The 18052-nt window shown below is 36.9% G+C and carries 14 protein-coding genes; 6 read left to right on the forward strand and 8 right to left on the reverse strand.

Annotated elements, in window-relative coordinates; all coding sequences use genetic code 11:
- Positions 1 to 61: 61 nt before the first annotated feature.
- Positions 62 to 1699, forward strand: coding sequence for an Ig-like domain-containing protein (locus AACZ30_RS01175; protein ID WP_339647031.1), 1638 nt, complete (start codon positions 62 to 64; stop codon positions 1697 to 1699).
- 269 nt (positions 1700 to 1968) lie between these two features.
- Positions 1969 to 4716: a TonB-dependent receptor gene (locus AACZ30_RS01180; RefSeq protein ID WP_339647034.1), complete on the forward strand. Its 2748-nt coding sequence runs from the start codon at positions 1969 to 1971 to the stop codon at positions 4714 to 4716.
- Between the two features lie 81 nt (positions 4717 to 4797).
- On the opposite strand, the gene AACZ30_RS01185 is transcribed toward AACZ30_RS01180, so the two are convergent.
- Together AACZ30_RS01185 and AACZ30_RS01190 are read right to left on the reverse strand one after the other, a co-directional pair.
- The gene (locus AACZ30_RS01185) at positions 4798 to 6576 is read right to left on the reverse strand and encodes a von Willebrand factor type A domain-containing protein (RefSeq protein WP_339647037.1); all 1779 of its coding nucleotides are present in this window, start codon (positions 6574 to 6576) and stop codon (positions 4798 to 4800) included.
- Between the two features lie 36 nt (positions 6577 to 6612).
- Entirely contained in the window at positions 6613 to 7329 is a 717-nt protein-coding gene (locus AACZ30_RS01190; protein ID WP_339647040.1) for an energy transducer TonB, read from the reverse strand.
- A gap of 207 nt (positions 7330 to 7536) precedes the next feature.
- Between AACZ30_RS01190 and AACZ30_RS01195 the strand changes: the two genes are divergently transcribed.
- Positions 7537 to 7974: a hypothetical protein gene (locus AACZ30_RS01195; RefSeq protein ID WP_339647043.1), complete on the forward strand. Its 438-nt coding sequence runs from the start codon at positions 7537 to 7539 to the stop codon at positions 7972 to 7974.
- A gap of 72 nt (positions 7975 to 8046) precedes the next feature.
- Here AACZ30_RS01195 and AACZ30_RS01200 read toward each other — a convergent pair whose 3' ends face one another.
- The gene (locus AACZ30_RS01200; protein ID WP_339647046.1) at positions 8047 to 9135 is read right to left on the reverse strand and encodes an endonuclease/exonuclease/phosphatase family protein; all 1089 of its coding nucleotides are present in this window, start codon (positions 9133 to 9135) and stop codon (positions 8047 to 8049) included.
- 99 nt (positions 9136 to 9234) lie between these two features.
- Between AACZ30_RS01200 and AACZ30_RS01205 the strand changes: the two genes are divergently transcribed.
- Genes AACZ30_RS01205 through AACZ30_RS01215 form a run of 3 tightly spaced genes read left to right on the forward strand, consistent with a single transcriptional unit; the run spans position 9235 to position 13876 of the window.
- Positions 9235 to 12048, forward strand: coding sequence for a TonB-dependent receptor (locus AACZ30_RS01205; protein WP_339647049.1), 2814 nt, complete (start codon positions 9235 to 9237; stop codon positions 12046 to 12048).
- A 10-nt stretch (positions 12049 to 12058) separates the two neighbouring features.
- Complete coding sequence (locus AACZ30_RS01210) at positions 12059 to 13438, forward strand: DUF5689 domain-containing protein (RefSeq protein WP_339647052.1); 1380 nt, start codon at positions 12059 to 12061, stop codon at positions 13436 to 13438.
- A 30-nt stretch (positions 13439 to 13468) separates the two neighbouring features.
- Complete coding sequence (locus AACZ30_RS01215) at positions 13469 to 13876, forward strand: hypothetical protein (protein ID WP_339647055.1); 408 nt, start codon at positions 13469 to 13471, stop codon at positions 13874 to 13876.
- Positions 13877 to 13888: 12 nt separating this feature from the next.
- Here the strand turns inward: AACZ30_RS01215 and AACZ30_RS01220 are convergent, their stop codons facing one another.
- The 5 genes from AACZ30_RS01220 to AACZ30_RS01240 all read right to left on the reverse strand — a co-directional run bounded on the left by AACZ30_RS01220 (position 13889) and on the right by AACZ30_RS01240 (position 18051).
- Positions 13889 to 14617 carry a hypothetical protein gene (locus AACZ30_RS01220; protein ID WP_339647058.1) on the reverse strand — a complete coding sequence of 243 codons (729 nt, stop codon included), beginning with the start codon at positions 14615 to 14617 and terminating at the stop codon, positions 13889 to 13891.
- 76 nt (positions 14618 to 14693) lie between these two features.
- The gene (gene hflX, locus AACZ30_RS01225) at positions 14694 to 15914 is read right to left on the reverse strand and encodes a GTPase HflX (protein WP_075325191.1); all 1221 of its coding nucleotides are present in this window, start codon (positions 15912 to 15914) and stop codon (positions 14694 to 14696) included.
- A 223-nt stretch (positions 15915 to 16137) separates the two neighbouring features.
- Positions 16138 to 17031, reverse strand: coding sequence for a DUF3078 domain-containing protein (locus AACZ30_RS01230; protein WP_339647063.1), 894 nt, complete (start codon positions 17029 to 17031; stop codon positions 16138 to 16140).
- Positions 17032 to 17131: 100 nt separating this feature from the next.
- Complete coding sequence (locus AACZ30_RS01235) at positions 17132 to 17644, reverse strand: DUF2480 family protein (RefSeq protein ID WP_339647066.1); 513 nt, start codon at positions 17642 to 17644, stop codon at positions 17132 to 17134.
- An 83-nt stretch (positions 17645 to 17727) separates the two neighbouring features.
- The gene (locus tag AACZ30_RS01240) at positions 17728 to 18051 is read right to left on the reverse strand and encodes an iron-sulfur cluster assembly protein (RefSeq protein ID WP_075325188.1); all 324 of its coding nucleotides are present in this window, start codon (positions 18049 to 18051) and stop codon (positions 17728 to 17730) included.
- Position 18052 lies beyond the last annotated feature (1 nt).

Here is an 18052-nt window from a genome sequence, read left to right on the forward strand (position 1 = left end):
GCCGGTAAGAGGTTTTTGTTTATAGAATAATTATCAAATTTCAATTTTTTAAAATTTTTAAATGAAAAAGTTTCTTTTTTTAGCTTCAACGATCCTCTTTTTTGCAGGATGTAGTAGTGACGACGATGTTAGCCCGGTAGTAAATCCGGAAACTAAAAATCCTGTTGCGACAGCCGATGCGGTGTCAACTTCAGAAAATGAAGAATTAAAAATAGCAAAAGATTTTTTGCTTGAAAATGATGAAATTGTAGATCTATCCCGAATCAGTGATTTTGATTCTGAAACTACCGAAGGTGGTGAGGTTGTAGATAATCGTGACGGAACCTTTTCATATTTCCCACCAGAAGATTTTCAGGGAGAAGACAGTTTTTCCTATGATTTGTGTGTGCCTGGAAGCCAGGATCGTTGTGCTTCGGCAGTAGTTACTATTGCTGTTGGAGATGCCGGTTCTCCTGTTGCCGAAGATGATTCCTATGAGACCAATGAAGGAAGTGAACTTCGCATTAACAATCATTTATCTAACGATAATTTGATAGATAATGCCGAATTAAGTTCTGTTAACAGTGACGATACCGCTGGTACAGTAGTCTTAGAAGATGATGGCAGTATAACTTATACTCCTGCTGAAGGTTTCTCAGGAGATGATACTTTTACTTATACTATTTGCGATAATGATGAGGAAGCCGAGTGTTCTACAGCTACCGTTACCATTAATGTGATAGATGAAGGTTCACCTGTTGCTACAAATGATACTGTAGTAATTGATATGAATACTTCAGAATTTACTATTAATAGTTTACTAAATAATGATGAGGTTATAGATGATGCCGAAATCACTTCTATAGACGATACAGAAACTCGCGGAGCGTTAACTTTAAATGATGACGGAAGTATATCTTATATTCCTGAAGTTGGATACCTTGGTGAAGATACTTTTACCTATACACTTTGCGATGACGACGAAGAGGCAACCTGTTCTACCGCTACAGTAACCCTAACCCTTGTAGACCCTGTTAGTTTCAATATACCTTCAGAACTGGAAGATTATTATGATGGTCTTGCGATTTCTCAAAACGAAGATCTTAATTATAAGGTAATTTCAGATCTTACAGATAAAATGCATACTACCATTCTTTCTTATGGTCAGCGTCACGATTATCTCTATAATGCCGATGAAGATTTGGAAAATGAGGATAATGTAATTCTAATTTATTCTGGTGAAAGTAGGTATTGGGAAGAATATTCTTCAGGAAATAACTCATACTCTCCCCAAACTTTTAATACAGAACACGTTTTTCCACAATCACTTTTGGTTAGTGAGATAGCTCGTACAGATCTACATCATTTAAGAGCTGCAGATGCAGATGTTAACGAATTACGTTCAAATAATCCATATACAGAAGGTAGTGGAGATTACAAATCTGTAGATGATACTGCTTTCTTCCCGGGTGATGAATGGAAAGGAGATGTAGCACGTATGATTCTTTATTTAAATGTGCGTTACAATGAAGATATTAGTAAAGTTGGAAACCTGGAACTTTTCCTTAAATGGAACAGGGAAGACCCGGTTTCGGCTTTTGAAATACAAAGAAATAATGTTATAGAAGGAGCTCAGGGTAACCGTAATCCTTTTATAGACAATCCATACCTGGTAACCCTTATTTGGGGTGGCGATGCAGCTGAAAATACCTGGGAATAATTTAATTTATTTCTTATTCTTAAAAACCAGCCTATATAGGCTGGTTTTTTGTTTTAACTAATCTTAATTTTTTTAACATAAATTGGTTTATTCTCTATCATTTCTAATTTTTTATCTCACTAATATTTAAGTTGTTAAGAGATAAGTTGTTTCTATTGTATAAAAGTTAAAGTTAAAAACCTTAACAATCAGATAAACTTAGCAGACGATAATTTGAGTTCTTTTGCAGTGATTTTAAACTCAAAAAACAAACAACTTAAAATTCAAAAATGAGGAAATTACTCGCATTAGCGTTGTTTCTAACATCAGCTACAATTTTTGCTCAGGGAACTCTTACCGGAACGGTGATTGATTCTGAAATGGACGGTCCCCTTCCGGGTGCAACCGTTATGGTAGTTGGTACTAACAATGGTACTACTACAGATTTTGATGGAAATTTCTCTTTAGATGTAAAAGCTGCTTCGGGGAGAATAAGCGTAACCTTTATTGGTTATGAAAGACAGACCATTAACTTTAATATAACTGGTGGGGCTACACAGGATTTAGGTACGATTACTTTAGGTCCAGATGCCGATGCATTGGCCGAGGTGGTCATTACCGGTATTGCCGATTTAGCTAAAGATCGTGAAACTCCTGTTGCTGTTTCTACCATTAGAGCTGCCGAAATTCAAGAGAAGTTAGGTTCGCAGGAATTTCCTGAAATTTTGAACAACACGCCTTCTATCTACGCCACCAAACAAGGAGGTGGATTTGGAGATGCCCGTATTAATATTAGAGGGTTTGACACTAATAACTCTGCGGTGATGATTAACGGTGTGCCAATTAACGATATGGAAAATGGTTCGGTTTATTGGAGTAACTGGGCTGGTTTAAGCGATGTAGCTTCGGCTATTCAGGTTCAAAGAGGATTAGGTTCTTCTAAATTAGCGGTATCTTCTGTAGGTGGAACCATCAACGTGGTAACAAGAGCCGCAGATAGATCTGAAGGTGGATTTGTAACAGCTATGACGGGTAATGATTCTTACTTAAAAACTGTTGCTTCTTATAATACGGGTCTAATGGAAAGTGGTTTTTCAACAACTGTATTATTAAGTCAAACTCAAGGAGATGGCTATGTTGACGGAACCGAATTTCAGGGGTACAACTATTATTTAGGTTTTGGATACAGACCTAATGATACGCATGATTTTCAGTTTACAGTAACTGGTGCACCACAATGGCACAACCAACGTAGCAGAAGTAGCTCGATTGATGTTTATCAACAATATAGTGATGATGAAGATCCAAATATAAAATATAATGAAAACTGGGGTTATAGGAATGGAGAAGAGTTTTCTTTTACCAGAAACTTCTACCACAAGCCAATTATGTCTTTAAACTGGGATTTCGATATTAATTCTGCCACTAAACTTTCTACTTCAGCTTACGCTTCTTTTGGACGTGGAGGTGGAACCGGAGAAATTGGTACTATAAATGGAAGAAGACAATTTGCGCTTCCAAGAACCGATAACGGTTTAATAAGAGTAGACGATATTTTTGCTTATAATAGTGGGCAGGCCGTTCCAGATTTTGGAAATGACGCTAACCCAGAAGGACAGAGAACACTTACCGATGGTATTTACCTTAACCAGGGTAATGGAGATAGATCTTCGGCTAATGGAATTACAAGAAGAGCTTCTATAAACTCTCACAACTGGTTTGGGGTGTTATCTAACATAAGTAACCAGTTAACAGATGAGCTTACTTTAGATGTAGGTGTTGATTTAAGAACTTACAAAGGTATTCACTATAGAAGAGTTAATAATTTAATGGGAGGTGACGCTTATTTACAAACCGATAACGTTAATAACGACCCTAATCCTGTACAACGTCAAACGTACGATGCAGATCCTAACTTCTGGGTATTCTCTGATATTGATGCCGAAGAAAAAATAGATTATTATAACGATGGTTTAGTAAGATGGGCTGGTACTTTTGGACAGTTAGAATATAATAACGACGTAATTTCAGCATTCGTTCAGGGATCTATCTCTAACCAGGGCTTTAAAAGAGTTGAGTATTTTGGAGAACTTGAAGGTAGCCAGGAAACTGATTGGGAAAATATAATTGGTGGAAATATTAAAGGTGGTTTAAACTGGAATATTGACGAAAGACATAACATCTATGCAAACGCGGGTTACTATTCTAAGCAACCTCTTTTTGATGCAGTGTTCATTAACTTCGGAAATAATTTAAACCCAGATCTTCAAAACGAGCAGGTAATTGGTACCGAGATTGGGTACGGCTTTAGATCCAGTTTCTTTAGTGCCAACGTGAACCTTTACAGAACTTCATGGGCAGATAGATTTGAAAGTACAGGAGCTGTATTTAATGCAGAAACTCCGCAAGAAGTTAGAGGAACTGCAAACCTTTATGGAATTACCCAGGTGCATACTGGTTTTGAATTAGACTTTACCGGTAGAATTTCAGATAAATTAAGATACAATGGGATGATGTCTATTGGTAACTGGGAATATCAGGATGATGTTGAAACAGCATATTTTGATAATGATCAAAGCCCTATCTTAGACGAAAACGGAAATCCACAAACTGCAACTTTAGCTTTAGATGGTGTAAAAGTTGGAGATGCTGCACAATTTACTGCCAGTCTTGGAGCAGATTATACCATTATTGAAGGTTTAAGAGTAGATGCTAATTACAGGTATGTAGATAATCTTTATGCTGACTTTGATGCTACTGATGCTTTAGGTGAGGAGAATTTTGAAGCTTTAAAATTACCTTCGTTTGGATTGGTTGATGCAGGTGCTTCGTTTAGATTGCCAATTGGGCAAAATAACAATAACCTGAATTTTAGAGTTAATGTAAATAACGTATTTGATACAATGTACATTTCTGAAGCTGATACCAACCTTTTAGCGGGTGCTGGTGATGAAACGTACCAGGGAATTAATGTTAATAACAGGGTATATTTTGGATTCGGAAGAACCTGGAATGCCGGAGTTACTTTTAACTTCTAAATAAAAGAGATTAATTTTCAAAAAAAAACCACCCCAATTTGGGGTGGTTTTTTTTTAAAGGTGGTTTGAAAAACCTGTTTATTAATTTACTTCAATTTTTACAAGTCTTGTAAATTCCGCTCTGTAACCTTCCTTATCCTCTCCACGACCTTTTTCGGCAAGATCTAATATCAATCCAGTATTATGATTTTTTACAAATTCTGAATCGGTTAATTTCATTCCATAAAGTGCTACAGCAGCAGCAAACTTAAAATCGGTGCTGGCTTCTTCAAAATCCTTTTCAGTATCTGCTACCGTCTTGGTAATGAGCTTGCTTTTTGCACCCTCTGGATCCTTATACCTAAATTTTACCGTAAATAACTCACCGCTATTATTTTTTAATTCGGTGTTAGTATACTTCAGTGAGTCTATTTCTTTTAAATACACACTTTCAACTCCTACAGGAATTAGCTCATAAAGAGCTGTAACGGTGTGGCCGCTTCCAAGTTCCCCGGCATCCTTTTCATCATCATTAAAATCTTCTGCATTCAGCAATCGATTTTCATAACCAATTAATCGGTAGGCCTGGATTTTTGCGGGATTGAATTCTACCTGGATTTTCACATCTTTGGCAATGGTGTGAAGTGTTCCTCCAAACTCGGTTCCCAGAACTCGTCTGGATTCCTGCATGCTATCTATATAAGCGTGGTTGCCATTCCCGGCCTGGGCAAGGCTTTCCAGTTTTGAGTCCTTGTAATTTCCCATTCCAAAACCTAAAGCGGTTAGAAATACACCGCTTTCCCTTTTTTCTTCAATTAATTCTTTCATTGCGCTATCACTGCTGCTGCCAATATTAAAATCACCATCTGTTGCGAGAATCACCCTGTTGTTTCCGCCTTCAATAAAGTTCTCTTTTGCAATTTTATAAGCTAGTTGTATGCCTTCACCTCCGGCGGTGGAGCCCCCTGCATTTAGGTTATTAATCGCTTCCAGGATCTTTATTTTTTCACTGCCGGGTGTAGATTCTAAAACAACCCCTGCAGCCCCCGCGTAAACTACTATGGCTACCCGATCTTCTTCCCGTAACTGGTTCACCAGAATTTTAAAAGAAGATTTTAGTAAGGGTAATTTGTTAGGGGAATTCATAGAACCTGAAACATCTAATAGGAATGTAAGATTAGATGCCGGGATATCTTCAGTAGGAATGTTTTTACCCTGTAAGGTTATTTTCGCGATTTTTGTTTGTTGGTTCCAGGGAGATTTTGCTACCTCTGTATGTATGGCAAAGGGATGTTCATCTTTAGGCCCGGCATAATTGTAGTTGAAATAATTTATCATTTCCTCTATTTTAACGGCGCCTTTAGGGATTTCCTGCCCATTGTTGACCATCCTCCTAATATTGCTGTAAGAAGCACGGTCTACATCTATAGAAAAGGTAGAAAGTGGTGCGGTCTTAACACTTTTAAAAATATTCTCGTTTCTTTCTTTATAAGCTTCTGTGTTAGTTCTATTGTTATAGCCATAGCCAGTCTGTAAACTTGAAGTTCCTCGAATTCTTATCGTTTCTGAAACCGCTACTACTTCTTCGTTCAAAGAAACATTGTCAGGCTCTAAAGAGACATTAATCACCTTTTTATCTTTAACCTTAACCTCTTTGGTTTTATAACCAATAAAGCTGAAGGTAAGAAGATCTCCTTTTTCAGCTTTAATGCTGTATTTTCCGTCGAAATCGGTTTGTGTCCCGGAATTTGTGCTCTTATTAAGAATGTTAACGCCGGGAAGTGGTGTTGAATTTTCATTACTTACCGTTCCGGTTATTGTCTGGGCCGAAATCGTGTTGCAGAGAAATAGGCTTAAAATAAATAGTAAATTATACTTCATAAATTGAATTTTATAGGTGTTGTAGAAAGTTGATTTTTATTCCTGAACCTGGAAAATTATGGGTAAGGCATAATTTACATTAACAGGCTTTCCGCGTTGTTTGCCGGGTTGCATTTTTGGTAGGGCTTCAATTAGCTTTTTGGCTTCTTCTTCCAGTTTTGGATGTGGCGCTCGTGCCTGTATATCTACGATATCTCCTTCAGTATTTATTTGAAAAAGAATATTGATACGATTTACTCCTGAAAGACCTAATTCACTTCCCAGCTCTTTATTGAAATTCTTATTTACATAAGTGGTTATTTTTTCACTCATGCAGTTCTTTCTCGCGGTATTATCTTCTAATGCTTCACAACCCGGAAATATTGGTACATCTTCAATTAACGTAAAAGGAACTGTTTCTACTTCTTCATTGGGTTTATGATCAATTATTTCCTCCGGTTCTACAATGTCGTCAAGGTTTGCTTCTGTAGACTCAATTTCGTCTTCTTTGGCTTCGGGATCATCTTCAATGACCTCTATTTCATCTGGAATTACCGGAGCTTTTGGTGGCGGAGTGTTTGCTAACTCGGTAATGGGAATAACTTCTTCTTCAAGATCATTTAAATAGACCTGCTCTTTTGTAAATTCCTCCTTGTCGTAGGTTTTCCATTCTATTAATAATAAGCTGGCCAGTAAGGCTACAATGAGTCCGAATGATAAAAACAGGTTGGATTTTTTCCGAAGATCGGCTTTGGCATTTTTCTTAGGTTTCATAAGATATTAGATTAATAGTTAGTAAATAAATAATAAGAAACTTAATAGAATGGCTGGTATTTTAGATAACTATCAATTAAAATGCCAAAAAACTAAAAAATATGATTTTAGTTAATATTGAAAAACTGGATATTCAATTCTAAACTTAGAAGTACAATGCCGCTACAATTTTATAGAAAATCCTATCTTTACTAAAAATTTACTCTTATGTATCCAACTGTACAATTCATTCATTCTTATTGGGCTTATTTAGTATTGATAGTTTTATTTGTAGCCTCTATAAATGCAATTATTGGTTATGCTTCTAATAAAGAGTATGGAGCAACTAATTTTAGGATTGCACTTTTCACACTTATCACTTCACATATTCAGCTTTTAATAGGAATAGTTTTATACTTTGTATCTCCTTATTTTTCAGTACTTCTGGAAGAAGGAATGGGTACGGTAATGCCAGATCCTACTTTGAGACTTTACATTCTGGAACATCCGTTAATGATGATTATTGCGGTAACTTTAATTACCATTGGATATTCAAAACACAAGAGTAAACTCACTTCAAAGCCTAAGTTTAAAATCCTTGCTATATTTTATACCTTAGGATTATTGATAATGTTATCCCGTATTCCCTGGAACGCCTGGTTTTAAAACTGTATAATTAAATTATTTCTAAGGTTTTACTTTCACCCAATCATCGAGATTTAAAGGCTACGAGGTAATTTATTTATTGTCTCGGTTTGGATTTGAAGAGACTTCTTTAAGCAGGTAAATATAAACCGGAAAATGGTCACTGTAACCGCCCTGGTAACCCGAATAGCCATAACTCCTGAAAGGATAACCTTTATATTGACCTTTCTCAGTAATGAGGTGTTTTTTATTAAAGATACCTGCTTTATAAAACTGAAATGTAGAATAATCTCTCCCGGTTAAACCGCCAGAAACAAGAATTTGATCAAATAAATTCCAGCCATCCCGGTAGGCAAGGGTACCCATTCCTTTCTTTAGCATTTTTTCCATGGGGTTATATAATTGATGTGGGTTTATTCCATTTTGAGTAGCTACAGTTTTTAATACTTCCTTGAAACTTTTATTGGTGGGATCATCGTTAAAATCGCCCATACTTATAATCTTAGCCAAAGGCTGTTTTTTAAATATAGAATCAAGGATAATTTTATTTAGAGCCGCTGCCTTTTCCCTTTTATAGCTACTCGCCGCTTCTCCACCACTTCTGGATGGCCAGTGATTGACAATAAAATGCAGTTTTTCTCCATCAATTTTCCCGCTTACTACCAATTGATCTCGGGTGTAAACGCGTTTATCGGGTTCGTTACTATTGTTTATTAATAGCTCGTGAGAAACCGAATTTTCTAATCTAAAAATTTCCTTTCTATATAATAAGGCTACATCAATCCCCCGCCTATCTGGAGAATCGTAATGCACAATATTGTAATTGTAGTGCTTCAGTTGGGGCTCATTGATTAGATCTTCTAAAACTCCTCGATTTTCAACCTCACATAATCCTATAATTACCGGAGGTTGTTTTGTGGCGTCATAGCCTATTTCAGCCATAACTCCCGCCAGTTTTTGGAGTTTGTCGCGGTATTTTTCCTGGGTCCATACATCATCTCCTTCAGGCGTACGATCGTCATCAAAAGTGAACGGATTATTTTCTGTGTCAAAGAGATTCTCAACATTATAAAAAGCAATACTTAGTATTTTATATTCAGTTTTTGGCTGTGAGAAAACACTTTCAGTAGAAATCAGAAATAAAAGATAAACGCTCAATAAGGGAAAAATACGGGTAATCATAGTCTTACAAATTCTTTAAAATATTCACATAACGTGCTAATTCTTTGATTTTTGTGTCTAATTTATCTAAACTTATAATAAATATGGAAATAAAACCTGATGAAATCTTTCTTTTTTCTTCTCATTCTGGGACTGGGATTCTCAGTCTCATTTGCCCAGGAAATTTCCGTGAGAGGAAAATTGGTAGATGCGCAAACCTATAAAGAATTGTCCCGCGCCAAAGTGCTTATTGAAGGAAGTGTTTTCGAAACAATTTCAGATGAACACGGGGATTTTATTTTTATTTCTGAAGAAATTCCCCTTGGAGAACAGGTTTTAAAGATCACACTTCAGGACTATAAAGAGCTCCGGCTGCCGATAATAATTGAAGCTGAAGCTAGCAAAGACCTTGGTTTAATTCTGATGCCACCTATTCTAGCAGATTATGCGAATCAAATTAGCACCATTAGCCTTTCTGATGCCGAGCTGGATGAAGATGAAGCACATATTGATAATCTTTCGGGGCTTTTGCAGGCTTCACGGGATGTATTTTTAAATGCAGCTGCTTTTGATTTTAGCCAGACATTCTTTAGACCTCGCGGGCTCGATAGTGAACACGGCAAAGTTTTAATAAACGGGATAGAAATGAATAAAGCCTATACCGGCCGGCCGCAGTGGAGCAATTGGGGCGGACTCAATGATGTGCAGCGTAACCAGGTTTTTTCTATGGGTTTAAGTCCGTCTCCTGTGAGTTTTGGAGGTTTGGCCGGTACTACAAATATCATGATGCGCGCTTCAAAATATGCTAAAGGAGGCAAAGCATCTTTAGCCGCCGCCAACCGAAGTTATAACGGCCGATTAATGGCTACTTATGGTTCTGGAGAATTAAAGAATGGCTGGGCTTATGCAATTTCAGCTTCCCGAAGGTTTGCAAAAGAGGCCTTTATTGATGGCACTTTATATGATGCAAATGGATTTTTTCTTTCGGTTGAAAAAACCTTTAGTGAAAAGCATAGTCTAAATTTTACGGGATTTTATACGCCTAATATCCGCGGAAAATCATCTCCAAATACGGCGGAAGTCTTCGAATTAAAAGGTAGAAAATACAATGCCTATTGGGGTTACCAGGATGGGAAAATGAGAAATTCCAGAGTAAGGGAGATAAAAGAACCAATCTTGATGCTTAATCATTTTTGGGAATTTTCAGAAGAAATAAGCATTAATAATAATATCGCTTTTCAATTTGGCAAAACCGGGAATTCCAGGATTGATTTTGGTGGCACCCGCCTGGCCGAAATTAATGGGCAGAATAGTTATGTAGGTGGCGGCACAAATCCAGACCCAACCTACTATCAAAAATTACCCAGCTATTATTTACGTTTTTCAGATAATCCAAATTATGAAGCTGCTTACCTGGCGCAGCAAGATTTTAAAGAAAACGGGCAATTAAATTGGGAGCAGTTGTATAATGCAAATAATGCCGCTGGCTATACTGTTTATGCCCTGGCGGAAGACAGAAATGATGATATTAAATTAGATTTTAATTCTATTATTTCTGCGAAAATTAATGATAATATAGATCTGGATGGAAAGCTGGCATTTTCCTATTTGAACTCCCATAATTTTGCTTCGATTAAAGATATGCTGGGCGGCAATACTTTTCTGGATGTCGATTTTTTTGCCGAAGGTGATGAGCAAACTTCCCTTGAAGATAGAGCTCAAAGTGATCTCCAAAATCCAAACCGAAGTGTTTCAGAAAATAAACCTTATAAATATAATTTCAGGTTATATGCGAATTCTGCCAAAGCTTTTGCTCAAATGAATTTCGATTACGACAGGCTGGATTTCTATGTAGGAATTACTGCTTCCCAAACCGCTTATCAAAGAGAAGGATTATTTCAAAATGGCAATTTTCCCGATAATTCCCTGGGTAAAAGCGAGCAATTAAACTTTACCGATTTTGGAGGGAAACTTGGAGCAAATTATAAACTTACAGCAAAGCATTTATTCGGCTTTAATGCAGCCTGGTATACCAAACCGCCCAACCTTCGCAATTCGTTTTCTAATTCGCGTCAAAATAATGATGTGGTAGTGAGTCTTGCAAGTGAGCAAATTCAAAATATAGATATAAGCTACAGGTATAGGTCCAGCACAATCAAAGCCAGGCTTTCTGCTTACTACACGCAAATTAAAGATGCAACTGAAATTTCCTTTTATTATGCCGATGGACTTTCAGGATTGGGTAGAAATAGCACTACGGCATTTGTGCAAGAGGTTTTAAGCGGAATTGATAAACAACATTTAGGTTTGGAAATGGGAGTTGAGGCCCAATTAACTTCAGCCATAAAATTAAAAGCGGCGGCGGCATTGGGACAATTTGTTTATAGCAATAGTCCTGAACTCTATTTAACTTCAGACGATTTTAATGAGATAGTAGATTATGGAACTTCTTATTTAAAAAATTATAGGATAGCCGGTGGCCCGCAAAGAGCGGCTCAAATTGGGTTTGAATATCGAGATCCCGATTATTGGTGGTTTGGAACTACAATAAATTTTTTCTCCCAGGCTTTTCTGGATGTAAGTCCGTTAACTAGAACTGCGAATTTCCTGAATGATAGCGATGGTTTACCTATACTTAATTACGATGCAAGTATTGCAGCAAACCTTTTAAAACAAGAACAATTTAAAGATTATATGCTTGTAAATGCCATAGGTGGCAAATCCTGGTTGGTAAAAGGAAAGTTTATCGGCTTCTTTGTGAGTCTCAATAATATTTTTGATAAACTCTATAAAACCGGTGGTTTTGAACAATCCCGAAATGCCAATTACCGCACTTTAAAACAAGACCGGGAGAGGGAAAACCCCATTTTTGGACCCAAATACTGGTATGGCACCGGTGCTTCCTATTTTGCTATGATTTATGTTAGATTTTAAAATTATAGGTATGAAAAATTTCAATTTAATTATAACTGTTTTATTCTCTTTTTTAGCTATTTCTTGCGTGAAAACTGACGATTTTGAGCTGCCGGAATCCAAAACTAAAGAGATAAATATTGAAGGAAATATTACCGGAATTTCTGCTGTAAAAAGCAATTTTAATCCAGAAACTGAAGAAATCTATGTTTTTTCTGAAACCAATACAGTAATGGAAGCTTATGTAGTTTCCAGTGATGAGGGTGGAAATTTTTATAAAGAACTGGTTTTGCAAGATAGACCTGAGAATCCAACCGCAGGGATATTGCTTCTGGTAGATGATAATTCGCTTTTTGAAACCTATAATTTCGGAAGGAAAATCTATGTAAAGTTAGACGGTCTCGCTTTATGGTCTAACAATGGAGTGCATCAATTAGGAGTTCAAAATAGGGGAGACGTGGTGGCAATCCCACCTTCAAGGATAGACGATCATATTATTAGAACTATGGAAACTGCGGAAATTTTTCCACTACAACTTGAGATTTCAGAATTTAATGAAAGACACGAAAATTTATTTATTAAAGTTAAAAATGTCCAGTTCAATCTAAACCTACTAAGGGAACAGCATCATTATACTTTTGCAGGAGAAGTAACCGATGAGTATGATGGTGAAAGACAGCTGGAAAGTTGCAGTACAGGTGCAAGTGCGATGTTAAGCACTAGCACTTTCTCTGGTTTTAAATCCCTTTATTTGCCTGAAAATTCCGGAAGTGTAAAGGGGATTCTAACCCGTAATTTTTACGATGATTATTTTGTGATCGCGGTAAATTCACCCGATGATTTTAATTTTGATGGAGATCGGTGCGACCCGGAATTTCTAAAATGCGAGGGTAATAACATAACGGGTGGTACCCTTATTTTCGGAGAAAATTTCACTAATGTAGCAAGTCTTTCTGCATTAGAAAATAAAGGCTGGACCAACATAAATATAAATGGCGACAAAGCATTTGAACCGGGAACATTTGATGGGAATAGGTATATTCGGGTTTCAGCATATAATACTGATGAAACTTCTATGGAAGCCTGGCTGGTGAGTCCGCCCATAAATTTAGACGATGTTTCAGGAGCTCAATTGGCTTTTGAAATTATGTCTTCTTATGATAATGCCACCATTCTAAGCGTGCTCGTTACAGAGGAATTTACCGGAAATGTTTTAACCACTAACTGGACTCCGCTGAATGCGATAATTCCTATTGGTCCTACTAATCAATACGGAAAAAGATTTGTAAAAAGTGAAATAGATATTTCCTGTTTAAAAGGTGATATCCATTTCGCGTTTAGATATTTAGGTGGGGCACCAGATAAAAGCACAACTTATGATATTGATAACATACGAATAAGCGGGAATTGAGTAAATTGGGAGATTATTTAAACTCGGCGTATGAAGCAAAAATTACTCTTTTTATTCTTGATAATTACATCTCTAAGCTCTGCTCAACATTCCCAGGATTTTACCGGAAATTGGTTCTGGAAATCTCCAGATGGGCAGAATACCATGGAATTAGAACTGGAGTATGAAAGCCAGGGAAGTATTAAAGGTAATCATTGCGTGATCTTCTCACAGGGTGAAAATACCGATTGTAAAATAAAAAATGGAAATTCGTTTACAATCAATTTGGTTAAAATCGCTGAAGGTGTTTACGACGGAACTATAGAAAGTGCCGTAAGTTATACTTCAGGAAAAATACGTTTGCAATATATAGACAGTGAAAAAGCTATTCGTTTTTATCTAAAAGAAGTGCCTCCCGGAGAATTCTATATGCCCAAGGAGGCTTTTTTAGTTAGATGATTTTCTCAAATATTATTTCTGATAAGCTTCGCTGTAAGGCGACCAGATTTCATAAATAGGATCTCCTTTAGAGCTTTTTCCTTTATGATGCCATTTGCCATCTTTTACTTCATATTGAAATTCTAAACTCGCGCCTACACGGCTGGCATCTCGTGAAAAGAATTCAATATTTTCAGTATATGTGCCGTTTTCAGCAGAATAAGTTCCTCCGCCCGTTCCATTAAATTCTTTGGTGGCCGAATTAAAGGCAATCCATTGAAATCTTCCACCGCTTAAAATTTTTACCGTGCGCCTGTCACCTGGGGTCATTGTATTCATTTCCCCGTTTCTTTCACGGCCGGTAATTACCCAGTTTCCTGTTAATGCATCAGATTTATCTGAAACACGTTCCCATATTTTAGTAGTATTTCCGTCAGAAATTTCCATTTTGTTTTCACCTTCCCATGAAATATTATATTCCCGTTCAGTCCCAATGTTTTCGGCATCGTAGGTGTCAAAATCCCTAATTTCGGTAAGGGTTTCATCTTCCAGGCTAAGTTCTCCTCCTGCAGCTCCTAAAAATTCATTATTACTTAAATTTTTAGAACCCAGGGCAAAATAACCGTCCTGAACTATTTTAATCACTTCACGATCGCTTACCGTTTCACCATTTTTTTGAATTAGTTTCCAGGCGCCATCAAGCTCCTGAGCTCCCATTATTCCGAAGAAAAAAAATAGTGGTAATAAGATTAGTTTTTTCATTGTAGTAAATTATTGGTCTACCCTAATTTACTGAAAATACCAATAAAAAGCCCCGAAATTTTCGGGGCCGTATTCTTTATTTTTCTTCTCCGTATTTATCGTATTCCGGATATAGAAAATTGTTATAAGGAAAACGGGTGATATGAATTTTACGAACAGCTTCATAAACTTTTCTGCGGAAATCTTCCATATTCTCTTTATTCAAAGCAGAAATGAACAGAACGTTATCTCCCATTTTATTCATCCAGGTTTGTTTCCATTCTTTCAACGTATAATGCGCTTTTGTCCTTTCGGTCATCAAATCATCATCTTCAATTTCTTCAGCTTCATATTGATCAATTTTATTAAAAACCATAATCGTTGGTTTGTCATTACTCTTAATCTCACTCATAATCTGGTTAACTGATTCTATGTGGTCTTCAAAGTTTGGATGAGAAATATCTACAACGTGTAACAGTAAATCGGCTTCTCTAACTTCATCTAAGGTAGATTTAAAAGACTCTACCAATTGAGTAGGCAACTTCCTTATAAATCCTACCGTATCGGTTAAAAGGAAGGGTAAATTTCGAATTACCACTTTTCTTACCGTAGTATCTAAAGTTGCGAAAAGTTTATTTTCGGCAAAAACCTCACTTTTACTAATGGTGTTCATTAAAGTAGATTTCCCAACATTGGTGTAACCTACCAGTGCAACCCTTACCAACTGCCCGCGGTTACCGCGCTGCACCTCCATTTGTTTATCTATGGTTTCAAGTTTTTTCTTTAAAAGGGAAATCTTATCTCTAACAATCCTACGGTCAGTTTCAATTTCTGTTTCCCCTGGCCCACGCATTCCAATACCACCACGCTGGCGTTCAAGGTGAGTCCACATACCGGCAAGTCTCGGTAATAAATATTCATATTGGGCAAGTTCTACCTGCGTTCTCGCGTAACTGGTTTGTGCTCGTTGAGCAAAAATATCGAGGATAAGTGTAGTTCTATCTAAAACTTTACATTTCAGGATTTTCTCAATATTTTTCTGTTGAGCAGGAGAAAGTTCATCATCAAAAATAGCGGTACCTACGTCATTTTCATCTACGAACTGTTTAAGCTCGTTCATCTTCCCTGTCCCTATAAAAGTTTTGGGATTGGGCTTGTCCATATTCTGGCTAAAACGCTTTATCACCTCCCCGCCTGCGGTATAGGTAAGGAATTCTAATTCGTCCAGGTATTCTTCTAATTTATCATGCCCCTGCTCTTTGGTTACAATACCAATTAGAACGGCTTTTTCGTGGGTTAGGTCGGTTTTTTCAATCATAAATACAAAGTTACACAATAGATTGCTACTGCGATTTTTGCGGAAATTATTTCAACATATATTTAACTAAAATGGGCTCATAAACAACAAACCCGCCGGAAAAGGCAGGTTGTATTTTTAATTTTGTGGTGGTTTGGTCTTCACGTTCAACTCCTTTCAGTATCTAAATAATCAAAATAGCTACGGAAACAAGTTCAGCATAAATTATGGGTTTGTTTATTGATTAAAACCCATAATTAAACCCTAAACCAAAAACTTCTCTAATTTGAAAACCTTTTACTGCATTGTCGTCGTAAATAGCCTGGAAAATAAGGTTTGTAGAAAGGTAATCGTTAATCTTCATTTTCATGTTCATCGTATAATCGATATCTACGTTTTGAGGATCTTCTAAATAGTTGGAGTAGAGGTTAATCAAATTCTCCATAGTTACATTCTCAATTATATCGAATTGCGCGTAACCCGAAACCGATGCACCAAGTTCAAAACGCATGGCTTTCCCTGCATCTACGCCAAAATAATCACCATCTACATAATCTGGGCCTGAAGTAAAATCTTTATCTACAAAGACCATTCTTCCAGTAGCCGGTGCAAGATTTATATAGAAATTTTCACTTTTTTTCCACATCATACCGGGACCAAATTGAAGGTAAGCGGGAGATAGAAAATTGGTGTATTCTCTTCGGGTTGTTTGACCGCTTTCAGCGTCTTCACCGAATTTATAGCCCTTTGTAATTTGCGTTCTAAAATTAAGAAAAAGTGAGTAATACCAGTTTGATTCCTGTACCTGCTTTCCCGCAATCGAGTTAAATTCTAAGCGGTCACTTGTTTTCCTGGCAAATTCGTCACTTCGCTGCTTAGTCATTCCATAATCAAGAAGTAATTTATTATCCCAGGTAAAATCTTCTTTTAGATAATTAAAATCGTAATTAAAAAGAAGATTTCCGGCAATATTGGAAGTTCCACCGCCTGTCCACTCTTCATTAAAGGCTGACTGATTAAAAAGAATGGCTATGTTTCCTTCTTTTGTCCATCCTTGTTTTTGTTCTTCCTCTTCTTCCTGAGCCGATAAATTAAAAATCCCGCCACAAAGGGCGAGAGCAAATAATAATTTTTTCATTTGTTTATAATTTAAGATCCCTATCTGGATGTTTACCACTATTTTGTATTTACTTCCTGCGTTTTGCTAATTGTAACAGTATACATCCAGAGGGTTCAACTTAATTTTTTGGTTTTTTATACAAAGGTACCGACGAGCAAGCCTCACCATACATTAAACTTTTAACTACCGGCTGTAGTTTTTCTATTAAAAGTAAATAGGCATTTTTTGGAACCGGTTTGTGAGAGCAACCTTTAACGATCACAGGTTTATCTGTAAGATCACTAACATCCATTTTATTAATAGCTTCGGTATAAAGTACGGTTTCCAGCGTTTCCAGGTCACCAGTGATTACTTTTTTTGCATATGGGTGTAAATAAGTAGCCAGTAACATAAATGCCCAGGCAGGGATTATTGCATCGCTGGAGCAGGTAAGGGCTATAAATTTATCCTGGTATTGACTCCAGTCGTGGTTTTTGGCCTGTTCTCTAAATTCTCCTTCCCGCAGCACGAAACCTTCCAGAAGCCAGTCTTTTACATCAAACAATACGCGTTCCCCCTCAGGATAATAATCCTCCAGGTTAAAGGTAATAAGTTTACTGTTGGCTATTCGGTTTACTATTTCTTCGGCCATAAAATGGGTTAAGTGTTAATGGTTAAAAGCTAATAAACATTTAAAGTAAAAGTTTTTATCCCCCTTTGGGGGCGAGGAGACTTTTATAAAAGACCTAATTCCAGTTTTGCTTCCTCGCTAATAAGGTCCTGGTTCCACGGCGGATCGAATGTAATTTCTACTTCTGCATCTTTTACCGTATCTATAGAAGCTACCCTCTCCTTCACTTCCTGCGGCAAACTCTCTGCAACAGGGCAGTTTGGTGTGGTTAAGGTCATTAATATTTTCACTTCGTGATCGGTATTTACCATTACGTCGTAAATAAGGCCTAATTCGTAAATATCTACCGGGATTTCTGGATCATAAATAGTTTTTAAAACCTTTACGATCTTTTCTCCCAATTCCTGTGTGTCTATTTCCTGTTCCATT

It is taken from the genome of uncultured Salegentibacter sp., from assembly GCF_963972535.1.
GTDB lineage: Bacteria > Bacteroidota > Bacteroidia > Flavobacteriales > Flavobacteriaceae > Salegentibacter.